At 63.9% G+C, this 16,748-nt stretch carries 12 protein-coding genes; 9 read left to right on the top strand and 3 right to left on the bottom strand.

The genetic code is table 11. The features are described from left to right. Window positions 1–310: 310 nt before the first annotated feature. A complete protein-coding gene (locus CEK29_RS22880) occupies window positions 311–2,539 on the top strand; it encodes an NADP-dependent isocitrate dehydrogenase (RefSeq protein ID WP_094859404.1) in 2,229 nt (742 codons plus the stop codon). A 149-nt stretch (window positions 2,540–2,688) separates the two neighbouring features. Here the strand turns inward: CEK29_RS22880 and CEK29_RS22875 are convergent, their stop codons facing one another. Then, window positions 2,689–3,663, bottom strand: a complete 975-nt coding sequence (locus tag CEK29_RS22875; protein WP_094859403.1) for a LysR substrate-binding domain-containing protein — start codon at window positions 3,661–3,663, stop codon at window positions 2,689–2,691. A 140-nt stretch (window positions 3,664–3,803) separates the two neighbouring features. Between CEK29_RS22875 and CEK29_RS22870 the strand changes: the two genes are divergently transcribed. The 6 genes from CEK29_RS22870 (at window position 3,804) to CEK29_RS22845 (ending at window position 12,105) form a co-directional block, all read left to right on the top strand. Further along, on the top strand, window positions 3,804–6,098 hold the full coding sequence (locus tag CEK29_RS22870; RefSeq protein WP_094798073.1) for an NADP-dependent malic enzyme: 2,295 nt from the start codon (window positions 3,804–3,806) through the stop codon (window positions 6,096–6,098). Window positions 6,099–6,777: 679 nt separating this feature from the next. Continuing rightward, window positions 6,778–7,458 carry a response regulator gene (locus CEK29_RS22865; protein WP_094798072.1) on the top strand — a complete coding sequence of 227 codons (681 nt, stop codon included), beginning with the start codon at window positions 6,778–6,780 and terminating at the stop codon, window positions 7,456–7,458. A 94-nt stretch (window positions 7,459–7,552) separates the two neighbouring features. Further along, window positions 7,553–8,929 carry a sensor histidine kinase gene (locus tag CEK29_RS22860; protein WP_176456955.1) on the top strand — a complete coding sequence of 459 codons (1,377 nt, stop codon included), beginning with the start codon at window positions 7,553–7,555 and terminating at the stop codon, window positions 8,927–8,929. Window positions 8,930–9,037: 108 nt separating this feature from the next. Continuing rightward, window positions 9,038–10,039: a Bug family tripartite tricarboxylate transporter substrate binding protein gene (locus tag CEK29_RS22855; RefSeq protein WP_094798071.1), complete on the top strand. Its 1,002-nt coding sequence runs from the start codon at window positions 9,038–9,040 to the stop codon at window positions 10,037–10,039. 105 nt (window positions 10,040–10,144) lie between these two features. After that, entirely contained in the window at window positions 10,145–10,582 is a 438-nt protein-coding gene (locus CEK29_RS22850; protein WP_094798070.1) for a tripartite tricarboxylate transporter TctB family protein, read from the top strand. Next, window positions 10,579–12,105: a tripartite tricarboxylate transporter permease gene (locus CEK29_RS22845; protein ID WP_094859402.1), complete on the top strand. Its 1,527-nt coding sequence runs from the start codon at window positions 10,579–10,581 to the stop codon at window positions 12,103–12,105. Before CEK29_RS22850 ends, CEK29_RS22845 begins: the two co-directional genes overlap by 4 nt. Window positions 12,106–12,244: 139 nt before the next feature. On the opposite strand, the gene CEK29_RS22840 is transcribed toward CEK29_RS22845, so the two are convergent. Further along, on the bottom strand, window positions 12,245–13,411 hold the full coding sequence (locus CEK29_RS22840) for a pyridoxal phosphate-dependent aminotransferase (RefSeq protein WP_094859401.1): 1,167 nt from the start codon (window positions 13,409–13,411) through the stop codon (window positions 12,245–12,247). A 141-nt stretch (window positions 13,412–13,552) separates the two neighbouring features. Here CEK29_RS22840 and CEK29_RS22835 point away from each other — a divergent pair, with 141 nt between their 5' ends. Both CEK29_RS22835 and CEK29_RS22830 read left to right on the top strand, forming a co-directional pair. Then, on the top strand, window positions 13,553–14,599 hold the full coding sequence (locus CEK29_RS22835; protein WP_094859400.1) for an AbrB family transcriptional regulator: 1,047 nt from the start codon (window positions 13,553–13,555) through the stop codon (window positions 14,597–14,599). 248 nt (window positions 14,600–14,847) lie between these two features. Further along, complete coding sequence (locus tag CEK29_RS22830; RefSeq protein ID WP_003816068.1) at window positions 14,848–15,054, top strand: cold-shock protein; 207 nt, start codon at window positions 14,848–14,850, stop codon at window positions 15,052–15,054. A 91-nt stretch (window positions 15,055–15,145) separates the two neighbouring features. Here the strand turns inward: CEK29_RS22830 and CEK29_RS22825 are convergent, their stop codons facing one another. After that, window positions 15,146–15,634, bottom strand: a complete 489-nt coding sequence (locus CEK29_RS22825) for a GNAT family N-acetyltransferase (RefSeq protein WP_094859399.1) — start codon at window positions 15,632–15,634, stop codon at window positions 15,146–15,148. Between the last annotated feature and the right edge of the window lie 1,114 nt (window positions 15,635–16,748).

Here is a 16,748-nt window from a genome sequence, read left to right as displayed (position 1 = left end):
GCTGTGGACGGCATCAAACTGACGTGTCCGGGGCGGGGTATTACAATCAGAGGGCTGTGCCGGCCGAACCTCCCCTGGCTCGACCAAAAAACGGAGGACGTCCGGCACGGTGGGAAGACACGCCATCCCCGCAGGGGGACGTCCGTCCCGTTGCCCGCGGCCCGGCCCGAGCAACGCGGCGCACGCTTCTTTGCGCCTGGCCTCGCGCCACGGCGTGTCGACTCAAAACCCACTCACGGAAACACTACGGCGCTGGCCTGCATTGCTCGTGCGGCTCGGTGTTGTGCGCCCGAACAAGGTTCAAAGATCCATGTCTCAAACTCCGAAGATTATCTACACCCTTACCGATGAAGCTCCGGCGCTGGCAACCCGTTCGCTGTTGCCCATCGTCCAGGCTTTCGCGAAGCCGGCCGGTATCACGGTTGAGACCCGCGACATTTCGCTGGCGGGCCGCATCATCGCCGTGTTCCCCGAGTACCTGAGCGCCGAACAGAAGATCGGTGATGCCCTCGCCGAGCTGGGTGCCCTGGCCGTCACGCCCGAAGCCAACATCATCAAGCTGCCCAACATCAGCGCCTCGATGCCGCAGCTCAAGGCCGCCATCAAGGAACTGCAGGCCCAGGGCTACAAGCTGCCCGAGTACCCCGACGAGCCCAAGACCGACGCCGAGCGCGACGTGAAGGCCCGCTACGACAAGGTCAAGGGCAGCGCCGTGAATCCGGTCCTGCGCGAAGGCAACTCCGACCGCCGCGCCCCCCTGTCGGTGAAGAACTACGCCCGCAAGCACCCCCACAAGATGGGTGCCTGGAGCGCCGACTCGAAAGCTCACGTCTCCAGCATGACCGACGGTGACTTCTACGGCAGCGAAAAGTCGGCCCTGATCGCCCAGGCCGGCGACGTCAAGATCGAACTGACCACCGCCGACGGCTCCAAGACCGTCCTGAAGGAAAAGACCCCGGTCAAGGCCGGCGAGATCATCGACGCCGCCGTCCTGTCGCAAGACAAGCTGCGCACGTTCCTGCAGGCCCAGATCGAAGACGCGAAGCAGCAAGGCGTTCTGTTCTCGGTCCACCTGAAGGCCACCATGATGAAGGTCTCCGACCCGGTGATCTTCGGTCAGGTCGTGTCGGTGTTCTACGCCCCCGTGCTGGCCAAGCACGCCGACCTGCTCAAGCAAGCCGGTTTCGATCCCAACAACGGCATCGGCGACCTGTACGCCAAGATCAAGACGCTGACCGCCGACCAACAGGCCGCGATCACCGCCGACATCGACAAGCTCTATCAAGAGCGTCCGGCCCTGGCCATGGTGAACTCCGACAAGGGCATCACCAACCTGCACGTGCCCAGCGACGTGATCGTCGATGCGTCCATGCCCGCCATGATTCGTGATTCGGGCAAGATGTGGAATGCCGCCGGCAAGCTCGAAGATGCCAAGGCTGTCATCCCCGATCGCTGCTACGCCGGCATCTACCAGGCCGTCATCGACGACTGCAAGAAAAACGGCGCGTTCGATCCCGTCACGATGGGCAGCGTGCCCAACGTCGGCCTGATGGCCCAAGCCGCCGAAGAATACGGTTCGCACAACAAGACCTTCGTCATCCCGGCCGCCGGCACCGTCCGCGTGACCGACGCTTCGGGCGCCGTTCTGCTTGAGCAGGCCGTGCAACAGGGCGACCTGTGGCGCATGTGCCAGACCAAGGACGCCGCGGTGCAGGATTGGGTCAAGCTGGCCGTCTCGCGCGCTCGCGCCACCAACACGCCCGCCGTGTTCTGGCTCGACGAAAAGCGTGCCCACGACGCCCAGGTGATCGCCAAGGTCAAGGAATACCTCAAGAAGCACGACACCAGCGGCCTGGATCTGCGCATCCTGGCACCGGTCGAGGCCACGCGCTTCTCGCTCGAGCGCATCCGTGCGGGCAAGGACACGATCTCGGTCACCGGCAACGTGCTGCGTGATTACCTGACCGACCTGTTCCCCATCATGGAACTCGGCACCAGCGCCAAGATGCTGTCTATCGTTCCGCTGATGGCCGGCGGCGCGCTGCTCGAAACCGGTGCTGGCGGCTCCGCGCCCAAGCACGTGCAGCAGTTCCTCGAAGAGGGCTTCCTGCGCTGGGATTCGCTGGGCGAGTTCATGGCCCTGGCCGAATCGCTCGATTTCTTCGGCAAGTCCAACAACAACGCCCGCGCTCAAGTGCTGGCCAAGGCGCTGGACCAGGCTACCGGCAAGTTCCTCGACAACAATAAGTCGCCGGAACGCAAGGTCGGCGGTCTCGACAACCGCGGCAGCCACTTCTACCTGGCCATGTACTGGGCTCAGGCCGTGGCCGAGCAAACCGAAGACGCCGAGCTCGCCGCTCAGTTCAAGACGGTCGCTGCCTCGTTCGCTGAAAACGAAGCGAAGATCCTCGAAGAGCTCAAGGCTGCGCAAGGCAAGCCGGTCGACATCGGTGGCTACTACCAGCCGATCGAAGCCAAGGCCAGCCAGGCCATGCGTCCGAGCGCCACGCTCAACAAGATCGTCGACGCACTGAACTGATCTTGACGTAAGCGCCACGAAAAACGGCATCCTTCGGGATGCCGTTTTTTTATCGCTCCATCAGTTGTGCGCGCAACCATATGAATGAATAACGATCAAGCATGGGTCGTCGTTCGCCACCAAACCATATTGGTTGCTCGCGCAACCAATCAGCTGATCGGCCCGTATATCTGAACGCACAGCCGTGACAACGCATCGCTGAACAAGCGATCGACAGGCCGAGGCTCGCTGTCGGCACGCGTGAACAGGGCGATCGGCGCAAGCGTCCACTCGAACGTGAACGGCACGATGGTCACGCCGGCGATGCGGACCAGCTCATCGGCGATATCGGCCGGCACCACCGACACGGCGCGCTCGCTGGCCGCCACGATTTCGCCCACCAGCTTGGCCGAATTGCTCTCGACCAGCGGCTCGGGGGGCGGCAGGCCGGCCCGCAGAAACAGATCGGCCACCTGCTCACGCATCGGCGTGGAACGCGTGCCGAGCACCCAGTCCAGATCGGTGAGGTCATCCCACTGCACCACGCCGCGCGTCAGCCGCGCCGCAAGGCGCCGGCTGGCGACCAGACGCGGGCGCTGACGATACAGCGGCACAAACTGCAGATCCTGCATGCCGGTGGCCGCCTGCGCGCGTCCGATCACCGCGTCGAGGCTGTGATCACGCAATTGCGCCAGCAACTGCTCGCTGGTGCCCTCGGTCAGGGTGGCACTGATGCGGCGCTCCATGGGCAGGGTGGCCGAGATCGCCCCCGATATAAGCTGCCCCGACACGAACGGGATCACGCCGATATTCAGATGGGCCGCCATGCCGGACGCGGTGGCCGCCATATCGCGCACCAGATGATCGAGATCCTGCAGCATGGCCGAGGCGCGCGCGAGCGCCACCTCGCCCAGCGGGGTGGGGGACATGCCGCGCACCGAGCGCACAAACAGGGGGGCGCCGAACATCCCCTCGAGTTCGGCCAGCGCGCTGGTCACGGCCGGCTGACTGGTGGACATCTGCTCGGCCACCCGCGTGAGCGATCCGTGCTTGCGGATCATCAGCAGCAGATTCAGGTGCCGCAGCTTGAGACGGGCCGTCAGGCGCCGCATGACCTCGGCGGGCTCGAAGCCGGATTCAGCCATTTTCGCCCCCGCCAGGCTGCCCCTGGCTGAATTCCATATCAATCAACTTATGAGTAGATAAATAAGCACAATACTTTCCTTATAACAGGTCCTTAAACTGTCGCAAATGCTCAAACATCGGCTCATCAAGGAGGACCGACATGGCTGACCAACAAAATGACCGCCAGGCCGCACTGGACTATCACGAGTTCCCGGTCCCCGGAAAAATCGCCGTCACGGCGACCAAGCCGCTGGTGACCCAGCGCGACCTGGCCCTGGCGTACTCGCCGGGCGTGGCCGCGGCCTGCGAAGAAATCGTCGACGATCCCACCAATGCGTTCCGCTACACCGGCCGGGGCAATCTGGTCGGCGTGATCTCGAACGGCACCGCGGTGCTGGGCCTGGGCAATATCGGCGCGCTGGCGTCGAAGCCCGTGATGGAAGGCAAGGCCGTGCTGTTCAAGAAGTTCGCCGGCCTGGACGTGTTCGATATCGAGATCAATGAGACCGATCCCGACAAGCTGGTCGAGATCATCGCCGGCCTGGAGCCCACCTTCGGCGGCATCAACCTCGAAGACATCAAGGCGCCCGAGTGCTTCACCGTCGAGCGCAAGCTGCGCGAGCGCATGAAGATTCCTGTCTTCCACGACGACCAGCACGGCACCGCCATCACGGTCTGCGCCGCCTTCATCAACGGCCTGAAGGTCGTGGGCAAAGACATCAAGCAGGTCAAGGTCGTGACCTCCGGCGCCGGCGCCGCCGCGCTGGCCTGCCTGAATCTCATGGTCGACCTCGGCGTCCCGGTCGAAAACATCTGGGTGACCGATATCGAGGGCGTGGTCTACGAAGGCCGCACCACGCTGATGGATCCCGACAAGGCGCGCTACGCGCAGAAAACCGAAGCGCGCAAACTGGCCGACGTGATCGGCGGCGCCGATGTGTTTCTGGGCCTGTCGGCCGGCGGCGTGCTCAAGGCGGAAATGGTCGCCGCGATGGGTCCGCGCCCGCTGATCCTGGCGCTGGCCAACCCCACGCCCGAGATCCTGCCCGAGATCGCCAAGTCCGTGCGCGACGACGTCGTCATGGCCACCGGCCGTTCGGATTACCCGAACCAGGTCAATAACGTGCTCTGCTTCCCGTACATCTTCCGCGGCGCGTTGGATGTGGGCGCAACCACCATCACGGCCTCGATGGAGAAGGCGGCCGTCTATGCGATCGCGGGCCTGGCCGAAGAAGAAGCCAACGACGTGGTCGCGGCAGCCTACGGCACCTACGATCTGTCGTTCGGCCCCGAGTACCTGATTCCCAAGCCCTTCGATCCGCGCCTCATCATGCGCATCGCGCCGGCCGTCGCGCGCGCCGCGATGGAAGAGGGCGTGGCCACGCGCCCGCTGGCCGATCTCGACGCCTACGCCGAACAGCTGCAGCAGTTCGTCTATCACTCCGGCGCCTTCATGAAGCCCGTGTTCGCCGCCGCCAAGCAATGGGTGCGTGACGGTGGCCGCGCGCGCATCGTGTTCACGGAAGGGGAAGACGAACGCGTGCTGCGCGCCGTGCAGGTCATCGTCGACGAAAAACTCGCCAAGCCCATTCTCGTGGGCCGGCCCTCCGTGCTGCTGTCGCGCATCGAAAAATTCGGCCTGCGCCTGAAGCTCGGCCAGGACGTCGAAGTGTGCAATCCGGAATACGACGAGCGCTTCCATCAGTATTGGACGACGTACTGGGAACTCATGTGCCGTCGCGGCATCACCAAGGAAATGGCGCGCGTCGAAATGCGCCGCCGTCTCACGCTGATCGGCGCGATGATGGTGCGTCTGGGCGATGCCGACGGCATGGTCTGCGGCGCGGTCGGTGCCTATCACGATCATCTGCGCTTCATCGACGAAGTGATCGGCAAGAAGCCGGGCGCGAAGACCTACGCGGCCATGAACATCCTGCTGCTGGATCAACGCACCGTGGCGCTGGTCGACACGCATGTGAACGACGATCCCACGGCCGAGCAGATCGCCGAGATCACCGTCGCGGCGGCCGAGGAAATGCGCTGCCTGAACCTCGCCCCCAAGGTCGCGCTGCTGTCGCGTTCGAACTTCGGTTCGGGCAGCTCGGCATCCGGCGCCAAGATGCGTGCGGCGCTCGACATCGTGCGCGCCCAGGCACCGGAGCTCGAGGTCGATGGCGAAATGCACGGCGATTGCGCGCTCGATGAAGCCCTGCGGTCGCGCATCCTGCCCTCGTCGTCGCTCAAGGGCGCGGCCAACCTGCTGGTCTGCCCCAACGTCGATTCGGGCAACATCGCCTACAACCTGCTCAAGACCGCCGCGGGCGGCAACGTGGCCGTGGGCCCGTTCCTGCTGGGCGCCAACGGCGCGGCCCATATCCTCACCTCCAGCGCCACGGTGCGCCGGATCGTGAACATGGCCGCCCTGACGGTGATCGACGCCAACCGCGACGCCTAATCACTGCGCTTCGCGCTCGAGCCGCCCCCCGGGGCGGCTTTTTTTTTGCCCTGCGCCCGTCGCCACGGCCGGATCCGCGCCCCCTTCCAACGACAAAGAATGCGCTGGCCGCCGTGAAAAAGCGCGATGAAGCGGCGGGCTCACGCGCGATCTCGTGCACTCACCTTGCGCCCGGAGCAAGGTTTCGAGGCGCCTTTTTCCTGCTCAATTTTTGACCTGAACAACGTGCCTGAGACGCTGGGCGCGGAAGGGTCGCGCGCGTCCTCCCAGGGTCGAACAAAGCGCCTGACGCCCCGCAAAACGCGCCGGAAGCAGGCTTTTTCGAGGCCCCGATTTGGGCAGAAAGTGAGCAAGGATAACTGGTTTTCCGGGCTCAGTTGCCAAAACGGACCTGTGGATAACCTCTACTACGCGCTGTTGTGCACATTGTGTGGACCCGGGTTGAACAAGCCGGGGTTTTGGCATGTCCCCCAAAACTTGTTCAACTTGGACTTCTTTTCCAAACAGAGTTCTTGCACAGCCAAAAACCGCTGCAAGCGTTTGAAATAGAATCGGTTTTCAAGGTTAAGGTAGTTATCCACAGCCCTTATTAATCATTAGTCTTTATATAAAGAACACTACAAGGAAAAGCCAAGACCATGTCATCCCGCCGCCACCACGCCCGCCCGGGTTCCCGGTCATGCGCATCCTTCTGATCGAGGACGAAGCCGAACTGGCGCACTGGTTGTCGCGCAGTCTTGCCCGACATGCGGGCTTCGTGGTCGAGTGGGCGGATGACGGCTTGGTTGCCGAACGGCGTCTGGCGGTCGAAGAGTTCGATGCGGTCGTGCTCGACCTGGGCTTACCCGGCATGGACGGCCACACCCTGCTCGGAAAAATGCGCGCTCGCGACGACCGCACGCCGGTGCTCGTGCTGACCGCGCGCGATTCGCTGGCCGAAAGAGTGGGGACCCTGCACGAAGGTGCCGACGATTTTTTGCCGAAACCCTTCGTTCTCGAAGAGCTCGAGGCGCGCCTGACGGCGCTGGTCCGGCGCAGCCGTGGACGCGAACATCCCAGGCTCGCGCTGGGAGACCTGGTTTTGGATACCTCGGCTCAGAAATTCAGCGTCCGTGGCCAGCCCCTGCAGTTATCCCCAAGAGAACACGCGGTGCTGCGCGTGCTGATCCAGCGCAGTGGCGAACCGATCACCAAGCAGCAGATCCTCGATCGCGTCCAGGGCCAGGACACCGAAGTGAACCTGGAGGCCATCGAAGTGCTGGTTCATCGGCTGCGAAAAAAGCTTGCCGGCACGGGTGTTCAGGTGACGACAATGCGTGGCATGGGCTATTGCCTGGAGATGGCTGTTGATAACCCGTGATACGGCGGCTACCGGCGTTCCGCCGGTCGTAAAACCCTCTCGCAGCCTGCGTGCCATCCTGCTGTGGCGCCTGATTCCGGTGCTGGTCGTCATCATGGTTGCGGCGCTGTGGGTGTCGAACCATCAACTGCGCACCCAGGTCGACGCTGCCTACGATCGCGCCCTCGCTGGCGCGCTCAAATCCATCGACCACAACATATCCACAGCCAGCGGTGGATTAGCCCTGGAGCAGCCGTACCTCATGCTCGAATTTTTCGAGCTGACGGCCAATGGCAGCGTGTTCTACCGGGTCGCCACCGAGGACGGCCTGGCCGAAATCGGCAATCCGGGCCTGCCGCTACCCCCGCATCCGCTGGCGTCGGGCCAGCCCGAGTTTTTCTATGCCGACTACGACGGGGTTCCCGTGCGGGTCGCCGCGCTGGCCCGACCGATGGACCCGCCGCTGTACACCAACAAAGGGGGACGCGTCATCGTGCAGGTGGCCGAATCCCTGGAGACCCGGCAGAAGTTCCTTCACGAGGCGCTGGTGCGTTCGGTGGAACGCGACCTCGCCGTGGTACTCCTGGCCGTTTTGATCGTCATCTGGACCGTTCTGAGCGCTCTCAGACCCCTTGAGCGGGTGGAGGAGGAAATCCAGAGCCGCCCTGCAGACGATTTAAGGCCCGTGGCGGCTTCCGAGGTCCCGGCTGAGGTCCTACCCCTCATCGAGGCCATAAATCGCCACACGGGCCGTTTTGAGGCTCAGGCGAGGGTCCAGCGGCAGTTCCTGGACGACGCCTCGCACCAGTTGCGCACGCCGCTGTCGGTTTTGCGCACCCAGACCGCCTATGCCCTGCGCGAAGATGACCCCCAGGAGGTCCGTAGCGTCCTTCTGGCGATGCAGGAGGGCCTGGACAGGGCGGTACGCACCACCAACCAGATGCTCGCCCTGGCGCGCGCCAAGGACGCCTCCGTGGCCGAAGGCGGGCTGCAGGTGGAACCCGTCGACCTCGTCGAGCTGGCGCACGCGGTGGCACGCACCTTCCTGCCGGCCGCCCGTGCCGGGCAGATCGACCTGGGGCTGGACGTGCCGGAGGGGCCCGTGCGGGTCCAAGCGGCCGAATGGATGCTGCGCGAGGCGCTGAGCAACCTGCTGGACAACGCGCTGCGGTACAGCGGGCAGGGGGGCATGGTCACGATCAGCGCGGGTTCAGACGGCGCCAGCGCCTGGATCGCCGTCGAAGACAGCGGCCCGGGGATGTCCGCGACCGACATCGCGCAGGCCAGCGTGCGCTTCCGGCGCGGCGCCGCGGGCAAGAACACCGCCGGCGCCGGTCTGGGCCTGGCCATCGTCGGCACGATTGTCAGCGTGCATGGGGCGACCCTGGCACTGGCCAACCGGGAGCCGGGCCCCGGCCTGCGCGCGGCATTGGTGTTTCCCCTCGAATCGGGGCGGTCTTTTGCACCGCAGCATAAAAACGCCCGGATTTGAAAGCTTCTCGAAAGGCTGGCTTCGGTACGGTTCGGTTCCATTGAACGGATGTCCCCGCGACCTCCGCTTCAAAAGAAGAATTTTTATAAAACTTTCGGAGACCGAACCATGCAGATGCTGCAGACGTTTCGCCGTGCGACCACGGCCGCACTGACCATCGCCACCTTGTCGTTTGTCTCGACGGGTCACGCCGCCGACGAGCCGCGCCGTCCCGAGTGCATCGCGCCGGCGCAGCCCGGTGGCGGCTTCGACCTGACCTGCCGCCTGGCAACCGAAGGCCTGAAGCAGAGCGGAGCGCTCAAGGCGCCGATGCGCATCATCTACATGCCGGGCGGTATCGGCGCGGTGGCCTACAACAACATCGTGGCCCAGCATCCCAACGAGCCCGGCAAGATCGTGGCCTTTTCCGGCGGGTCGCTGCTGAACCTCGCGCAGCACAAGTTCGGCAAGTACAGCGTCGACGACGTGCGCTGGCTGGCCGGCATCGGCACCGACTACGGCGTTGCCGTGGTCCGCAACGACTCCCCGTACACCGATCTCAAGAGCCTGATGGAAGCGTTCAAGCAGGATCCGACCAAGATCGTGCTGGGGGCGGGCGGCACGGTCGGTAGCCAGGATTGGATGAAGGCGGCCCTCACGGCGAAGGCAGCCGGCGTGGACGTGCGCAAGATGCGCTTCGTCGCTTTCGAGGGCGGTGGCGAAGCAGTCACCGCGCTGCGCGGTGGTCACATCCAGGCCTACATGGGCGACGCGGCGGAAGCCTTCACGATGCTCGAGGGCGGCGCGCCGATCCGGGTGCTGGCCGTGTTCAACGGCGAACGTCTGCCGGGCAAGCTGAACACCGTGCCGACCGCCAAGGAGCAGGGCTACGACATCGTGTGGCCCATCATCCGTGGCTTCTACGTCGGTCCGCAGGTTTCCGATGAGGCGTATCAGTTCTGGGTCGACGCCTTCAACAAGACCATGAGCTCGCCCGAGTTCGAAAAGTTGCGCACGCAACAAGGTCTGTTCCCGTTCAGCAAGACGGGCAAGGAACTCGATGACTACGTCAAGGCACAGGTCAAGACGTACACCGAGCTGGCCGACTCCTTCGGCCTGATCAAGAAGTAACGCCACGCGGAACCCCGCGCGGTGGCGCCATGCCGCCGCGCGCGCGGATTCTCGGCTGTCGGCGCATCGCTGCCGACCTCGCTTTCTGCCATTGGAAACTTGATCATGAATGATCGACTTTTAGGCGCGTGCGCCCTGGTCCTGGCCGCGTTCCTGATATGGGCCGGCTGGGATATCGAAGCCCCATTTTCTTACGAGCCCGTCGGACCGCGTGCCTTCCCGATGCTGATCGCCAGCATCATCGGCCTGTGCGGCCTGTGGCTGGTGTACCGCGGTGGCAATCCGGTCGAATCGAATGCGCCCGGCACCAACAGCCGCATCCTGCTGATGGTGGTGTACGCCGCCGTTTACGCCTTCCTGTTTCAGATGCTGGGCTTCGTGCTGGCGACCGCGCTGATGACGGTGTTCGTCGGCCGTCTGTTCGGCGGACCCTGGGTCAAGTGCGCGATCGGGGGCGTGGTGATGGGTGTGATGTTCTTTCTGTTGTTCGACAAAGTGCTGGACGTGGTGCTGCCCGCCGGCGTCCTGGAGGGCTTGATATGAGCGGCATCCTCGACCATCTTTCGATCGGCTTCGGCGTCGCGTTCTCGCTCAGCAATCTACTGGTCGCCGCCATCGGTTCGTTCTTCGGCACCATGGTCGGCGTGCTGCCCGGCCTGGGACCCATCAACGGCGTGGCGATGTTGATCCCGATCGCGTTCGCCATGAACCTCCCGCCGGAGACGGCGCTCATCCTGCTGGCGTCGGTGTACGTGGGCGCCGAGTACGGCGGCCGCATCACCTCGATTCTGCTGAACGTGCCGGGCGAGGCCAGCGCCATCATGACCACGCTCGACGGCTATCCGCTGGCGCGCCAGGGCCTGGCCAACGTGGCGTTGTCGCTGTCGGCCTGGTCGGCCTTCTTCGGCGCGCTGGTGTCGGTCACCGGCATCATCCTGCTGGCGCCCTTGCTCGCGCAGTGGGCGCTGGCCTTCGGACCGGCCGAGTATTTCGTGCTGATGGTGTTCGCGTTCTGCTGCCTCACCAGCCTGCTGGGCAAGCAGCCCGTCAAAGGCGTGCTGGCCGCGATGCTGGGCCTGTCGATCTCGGTCATCGGCGTGGACTCCAATTCGGGCACCTATCGCTACACCTTCGAATCGGTGCATCTGTCCGATGGCATCGACTTCGTCGTGGTCGTGATCGCCTTGTTCGCCGTCAGCGAAATGCTGGAGATGCTCGAGAAGGTGGTGGCGGGCCACAGCATCGAGGTCAAGCCCAGCGGCCGCAAACTCTTCAATCTGAAGGAGCTGGCCTTCACCTGGTGGAGCGTGGTGCGTAGCGCGTTCGTCGGTTTCGGTGTGGGCGTCCTGCCCGGCGCGGGCGCCAGCGTGGCCGCGGCGGTCGCTTACTCGCAGGAAAAGCGCATCATCGAAAACAAGGATCCCGACGCCAAGTTCGGCAAGGGCGACATGCGCGGGCTGGTGGCGCCCGAGGCGGCGGCAACCGCCTCCGCGATCGGTTCGTTCGTGCCGATGCTCACGTTGGGCGTGCCGGGGTCGGGCACCACCGCGGTGATGATGGGGGCGCTCACGCTCTACAACATCACGCCGGGGCCGGTGCTGTTCGATAGCCAGCCCGAACTGGTCTGGGGCCTGATCGCGTCGCTCTTCATCGCCAACGTGATGCTCTTCATCATGAACGTGCCGATGGTGCGCGTGTTCTCGAAGGTGCTGTCGGTGCCCGCCTGGATGATGGTGCCGGGCATCCTGTGCATCAGCTACATCGGGGTATACGCGATCAACGCAGGCACCTTCGACCTCATGATGGTCGTGGCGATCGGCGCGTTGGGCTATTTCCTGCGCAAGTTCGGGGTGCCGATGCCGCCGCTGGTGCTGGGCGTCGTGCTGGGCGACATGATGGAGCAGAACCTGCGCCGCGCGCTGTCGATCACCAACGGCGAACTGCATGTGTTGTACGCGAGCCCGGTCTCCAAGGGCCTGTGGGCGGCGGCCATCGCGGTGGTCGTGCTGCCGCAATTGTTCCGCTTCATGCGCAAGCGCCGCAAGGAAGCCGCCGCGCAGAATTGAGGCAGGGCTTGAAATTAAAAAAGGCTCGTTCCGATATGGAACGAGCCTTTTTTTATGGCTTTCCACTTTGCAATGTGGTTGCGCATGCAACCGTTATTGCATTCTATAAGCCGCTGCGATCAAGTTGCACGCGCAACCATCACACGTTGTTCAGGCGCTCTAGCGCGGCATCCAGCGTGGTGTCTTTCTTGGCGAAGCAGAAGCGCACGATGCGATGATTCGATGTCGCCGCCGTGGGGTCGCGATAGAACGCCGACACCGGAATGACGGTCACGCCATGATCGACCGTCAGGTTGCGTGCGAAGGTCGCTTCATCGAGCTCCGAGATCTCGCTGTAGTCGGCCAACAGGAAAAACGTACCCGGGCTGGGCAGCGGTTTGAAGCGCGTCTGCGCCAGGCCCGCACTCAGGCGGTCGCGCTTTTCCTGGTAGAACGCCGGCAGGTCGAGATAGGGTTTGGGATCGGCCATGAACTCCGCCAGCGCCACCTGCATCGGAGACGGCACCGTGAACACCATGAACTGGTGCACCTTGCGCAGCTCCGCGCTCAGTGCACGCGGGGCGCAGCAATAGCCGATCTTCCAGCCGGTCGTGTGATAAGTCTTGCCGAACGACGAAATCACGAACGCGTGCTCTGCCAGCAAGGGGCGGCGCGACAGGCTGGCGTGCGGCTTGCCGTCGAACACGATGTGTTCGTAGACCTCGTCGGACAGCAGCAGGATGCCGGTGTCGCGCACGATCTGCTCGAGCGCGTCGAGATCGCTCTCGTCGAGCACGGCACCGGTCGGGTTGTGCGGGAAGTTCAGCATCAGCAGGCGCGAGCGCGGGGTGATGGCATCGCGCACGCGTTGCCAATCGATGCGGTAGTAGGGGTCGTCCTGGGTCGGCGCGCGCAGGGGCACGGGCACGGCCGTGCCGCCCGCCAGACGGATCGACGGCAGGTAGGAGTCGTAGCAAGGCTCGATCACGATCACTTCGTCGCCCGGGCCCACGGCGGCCAGCACGGTGGCCATCAACGCCTCGGTGGCGCCACTGGTCACGGTGATTTCGGTCTCGGGATCGTAGGCATGGCCGTACAGCGTCTTGACCTTGTCCGCGATCGCGGCGCGCAGCGGCGCCACGCCGGGCATGTAGGGATATTGATTGTGGCCGGCGGCCATGGCCTGGGTCACGAGGCCGCACAGCTTCGGATCGGGATCGAAGTCCGGAAAGCCCTGGCCGAGGTTGATGGCCTTGTGTTCGATGGCCAGGCGGCTCATCACGGTGAAGATGGTCGTGCCCACATCGGGCAGCTTGGATCGGATCATGGCGGTCTGTGGCGTAGTGCTGGGATGGCGCGAAGTGCGTAAGTATCCCACCGCCGGGGCCCGATGCAAAAGCCGGTGGCCGATAATACGGCCAGTCATCCCCGGGCGCCTGCGATGCGCGAGCGGCCCTGTGGATTCTTGATGTCGTCGGGTTATCAGCTTATGCCTTTGCGTCTCGTGTCGGGTTTCTTGATCGCGCTGGCCGGCGCGTTGCTGGCGGTATGGCTGCACATGCCGCTGCCGTGGATGTTGGGCGCGCTGATGCTGACCGCGGCGACGCGCATAGGCGGCGCAGGCACGTTCTGCCCCAGGCCTGCGCGCAACATGGGGCAGTGGGTCATCGGCACATCGTTGGGGCTGTACTTCACGCCGCTGATGGTCGGTCACATCGGCGCGAACATCGGACCCATCGTGGTGGGCATGGTGTTCGCCATCGTGCTTGCCTTCATCGGCACGGCGATGCTGCAGCGCTTCGCGCGCGTCGATTTCAAGACGGCCTGGTTCTCTTCCGCCATCGGCGGCGCAAGCGAAATGGCCAACCTGGCCGAACGCCATGGTGCGCGCATCGATCGTGTCGCCACCGCGCACAGCGTGCGCGTCTTGCTGGTCGTCGTGATCGTGCCGTTCGTTTTTCAGTGGTGGGGCGTGGCGGGCATCGATCCCACCTTGCCGGGGCCGCGCGCTGTCGATGCGCTCGGCTTTGTCGGCCTCATTGCCCTGACCAGTGTCGGCGGCTTCATTTTTCAGCGCTTGAATTTGCCCAACCCATGGGTGTTGGGGCCGATGCTCGTCGCGATGATTCTCACGTGTTCGGAGATCGAGCTGTCTGCGTTGCCCGACGCCGTTTCGAAGGCCGGCCAACTCTTCATCGGCTGGTCGCTCGGTGATCGCTATCGCCCGGATTTCTTTCGGGCGGCACCGCGCTACATCGCCGTGGTCGCGGCCTACACGCTCATCGCATTGGCGCTTGCGTTCGGTCTCGGAAATGCGCTGGCCTATTGGTCGGCCGCGCCGGTGCCGACGCTGATTCTGGGCACCACGCCAGGCGGTATCGCGGAGATGGCCATCACGGCCAAAGTGCTGCAACTGGGCGTGCCGGTGGTCACGGCCTTTCACGTCATGCGGATGGTTTTTGTGGTGCTGCTGACCGGGCCTTTGTACAAGCTATTGGCTCGCCGTTTCGCCTGAATGACGGGAAACAAACTTGACAGCCAAGTGAAAAAAAAGCCACATACGGGTAAACAACTATTTGTAGCAACAAACCCCGCTGGGTATGCTGGCCGGGCAGTTGAATCAAGCAGTGCGCAAGCCCGGTTTCGGCCATTTTCGGCAAGCCACAAACGCAGTGTCGGCGGTCCCAGTACCTAGACAATACGTTGGTGTCAGCGTCCTTGAGTCACTTGCAATTCTTGATTGTTTACCAGGACGCTATAGAAATGGCTCAGAAGGGCAAAGTTAAGTGGTTCAACGCCGATAAAGGCTACGGCTTCATCACGCCGGACAGCGGTGGTACCGACGTGTTCGCACACTTCTCCGCGATTCAAGGCCGAGGCTACCGCAGCCTCAACGAAGGCCAGGAAGTGGAATTCGAAGTCAAGGATGGTCCGAAAGGACCTCAAGCGGCCGAAATTCGTCCGCTCTAAATCGGGAAATCCCTTTTTTCCCGCGTGCCAGGCTTGACCCCTGGCTCCAACGCCCCAGCGCAATCTGGGGCGTTGTCATTTGCGCGCAAAGTCATGCCAACGATCGCGCGTACAGCAGGGTGTCGCGATCGTAATGCCGCGCCATCGCTTCAAATTGGAAGCCCGACTTTTCGAGCACCCGGCGTGACGCGTCGTTACCCGGCCACACGACGGCAACCAGCGCCTGCAGTCCGTTTTGCGACGCATGCGCGCACGCCCAATTCGCGGCGGCGGTGGCCCACCCCTGACCCCATGCCTGGCGCCGCAGGCGATAGGCAAGCTGTACGCGGCCGGTGTCGTCGAGCTCGGTGAGGCTCACCCACCCCAGCACGTCGGCGCCGTTCAACAGGATCCAGTGACCCAAAGGATCAGGCGGCGGTCCCACGAAGTAGCGGGCCAGTCCCTCACGTCGGGCCGCGGTGGGTTCGATCACGCCCGTGCTGTATCGCATCACCTCCGGATCGGCCTCCATCTCCAGCACCGTATCGACGTCCGCCAGCATCGGGCGCCGGATCGTGAGCGGACTCGCTGCGGGTTTCATCTCGTTCCTCCTGATCGGCATCGCGTGGCGCGCTGCGCCTCGTCAGGGCCAGCTTATCGGCTTTCCGTATGCCGGCGGGGATTGTTGAGCATTCCTCGAGCGTGAAGGGGGCCTCGTGACCGCCGGCAGGGTACGTCATCGGCCCAGAGCGGCCCGACACCTGGCCTTCTAAGTTCCGTTCCAGATGCAACGCGGACAGCGTCCTGGGGTGCCGGTGCCCGGACGGCGCCGACGCCAGGCCCTTGAGTTGCCGGTGCCTGGAGCAGCGCACACACCACGCGGTGGAGCAGTCTTCGTTGCCGACACCAGCAGGCCACAGCTCGCCGCTGAGCGCGGCCGCCGTGTGATGATGGGGTATAAACCGAATGCGCCACCGGGCCGTTCCTGGCGCATCGGCGAGGCAAGGTCGGGGGTAAGCGCGACTGTGGATAAATCGGGCGCTGTGGCCCCATCAGGGGCTGTTTACGCACCGATGCTGCCGCTGGGCCATCCCCCGCTTGTGATCGGCTTGTGAGGCCACAGGGACGACCTGGGTAGGCGTGGGGCAGGCCAAGGCTCAAAGCCAGGGCTTAAAGGCCTGGGTGTCGCAAGACATGCTGCTCTCTGCCAGAAGAGTGAGCGCCGCGGGCATCAGCGGATGAGTTCTGCTTTATCTGTGCCGCGCGCACAGGGAAGGGCGCGCGATCCGGGTCAAGGCGGGGCCTGATCGTATGTCCCTCCCAATCAAGGCTGGGGCACATGCCGGCACGCGCGGTCGAACGGTTATGCACCCAGACCTCGGCCTCGCACCGCAGATTGTCCGGCGCGGCAAGCCGACATTCATCGACGTAAGTTAGTGTTCACTTACACCGTCCAGGGAGGCTGGAAGCCCACTCCATGCCTCTGGATAACTTTGTGGATAATTTTCCCCAGACCGCGTATTTTTCCCGGGCGAGGTGTGCCGCTTTCCACGCGAAACGTCAAAACGGCCGAAGTTCTGCACAGACGCGCCAGGCAGCTTTCCACATTTTTATACCCAGGGCGCGCTTGAAGTCGAAGGTGTGGGCGGCACCGGCGCGCACGTAATTTCCTCTATCTTTTCGGGGCGTTATAGGGAATGAGGAACAGAAAGGCG

Origin of the sequence: Bordetella genomosp. 5 (assembly GCF_002261475.1) — a bacterium.
In the GTDB taxonomy this organism is placed as follows: domain Bacteria; phylum Pseudomonadota; class Gammaproteobacteria; order Burkholderiales; family Burkholderiaceae_B; genus Bordetella.
Note: the sequence above shows the minus strand (reverse complement) of the source record. Positions and strands in the feature narration are given on the sequence as shown.

What these genes read in the sequence shown, in the direction of transcription:
- CEK29_RS22830 (WP_003816068.1), top strand. Translation starts at nt 14,848, where the DNA reads ATGGCTCAGAAGGGCAAAGTTAAGTGGTTCAACGCCGATAAAGGCTAC.
- CEK29_RS22845 (WP_094859402.1), top strand. Translation starts at nt 10,579, where the DNA reads ATGAGCGGCATCCTCGACCATCTTTCGATCGGCTTCGGCGTCGCGTTC.
- CEK29_RS22875 (WP_094859403.1), bottom strand. Translation starts at nt 3,663, where the DNA reads ATGGCTGAATCCGGCTTCGAGCCCGCCGAGGTCATGCGGCGCCTGACG.
- CEK29_RS22870 (WP_094798073.1), top strand. Translation starts at nt 3,804, where the DNA reads ATGGCTGACCAACAAAATGACCGCCAGGCCGCACTGGACTATCACGAG.
- CEK29_RS22850 (WP_094798070.1), top strand. Translation starts at nt 10,145, where the DNA reads ATGAATGATCGACTTTTAGGCGCGTGCGCCCTGGTCCTGGCCGCGTTC.
- CEK29_RS22855 (WP_094798071.1), top strand. Translation starts at nt 9,038, where the DNA reads ATGCAGATGCTGCAGACGTTTCGCCGTGCGACCACGGCCGCACTGACC.
- CEK29_RS22835 (WP_094859400.1), top strand. Translation starts at nt 13,553, where the DNA reads ATGTCGTCGGGTTATCAGCTTATGCCTTTGCGTCTCGTGTCGGGTTTC.
- CEK29_RS22880 (WP_094859404.1), top strand. Translation starts at nt 311, where the DNA reads ATGTCTCAAACTCCGAAGATTATCTACACCCTTACCGATGAAGCTCCG.
- CEK29_RS22860 (WP_176456955.1), top strand. Translation starts at nt 7,553, where the DNA reads ATGGTTGCGGCGCTGTGGGTGTCGAACCATCAACTGCGCACCCAGGTC.
- CEK29_RS22825 (WP_094859399.1), bottom strand. Translation starts at nt 15,634, where the DNA reads ATGAAACCCGCAGCGAGTCCGCTCACGATCCGGCGCCCGATGCTGGCG.
- CEK29_RS22840 (WP_094859401.1), bottom strand. Translation starts at nt 13,411, where the DNA reads ATGATCCGATCCAAGCTGCCCGATGTGGGCACGACCATCTTCACCGTG.
- CEK29_RS22865 (WP_094798072.1), top strand. Translation starts at nt 6,778, where the DNA reads ATGCGCATCCTTCTGATCGAGGACGAAGCCGAACTGGCGCACTGGTTG.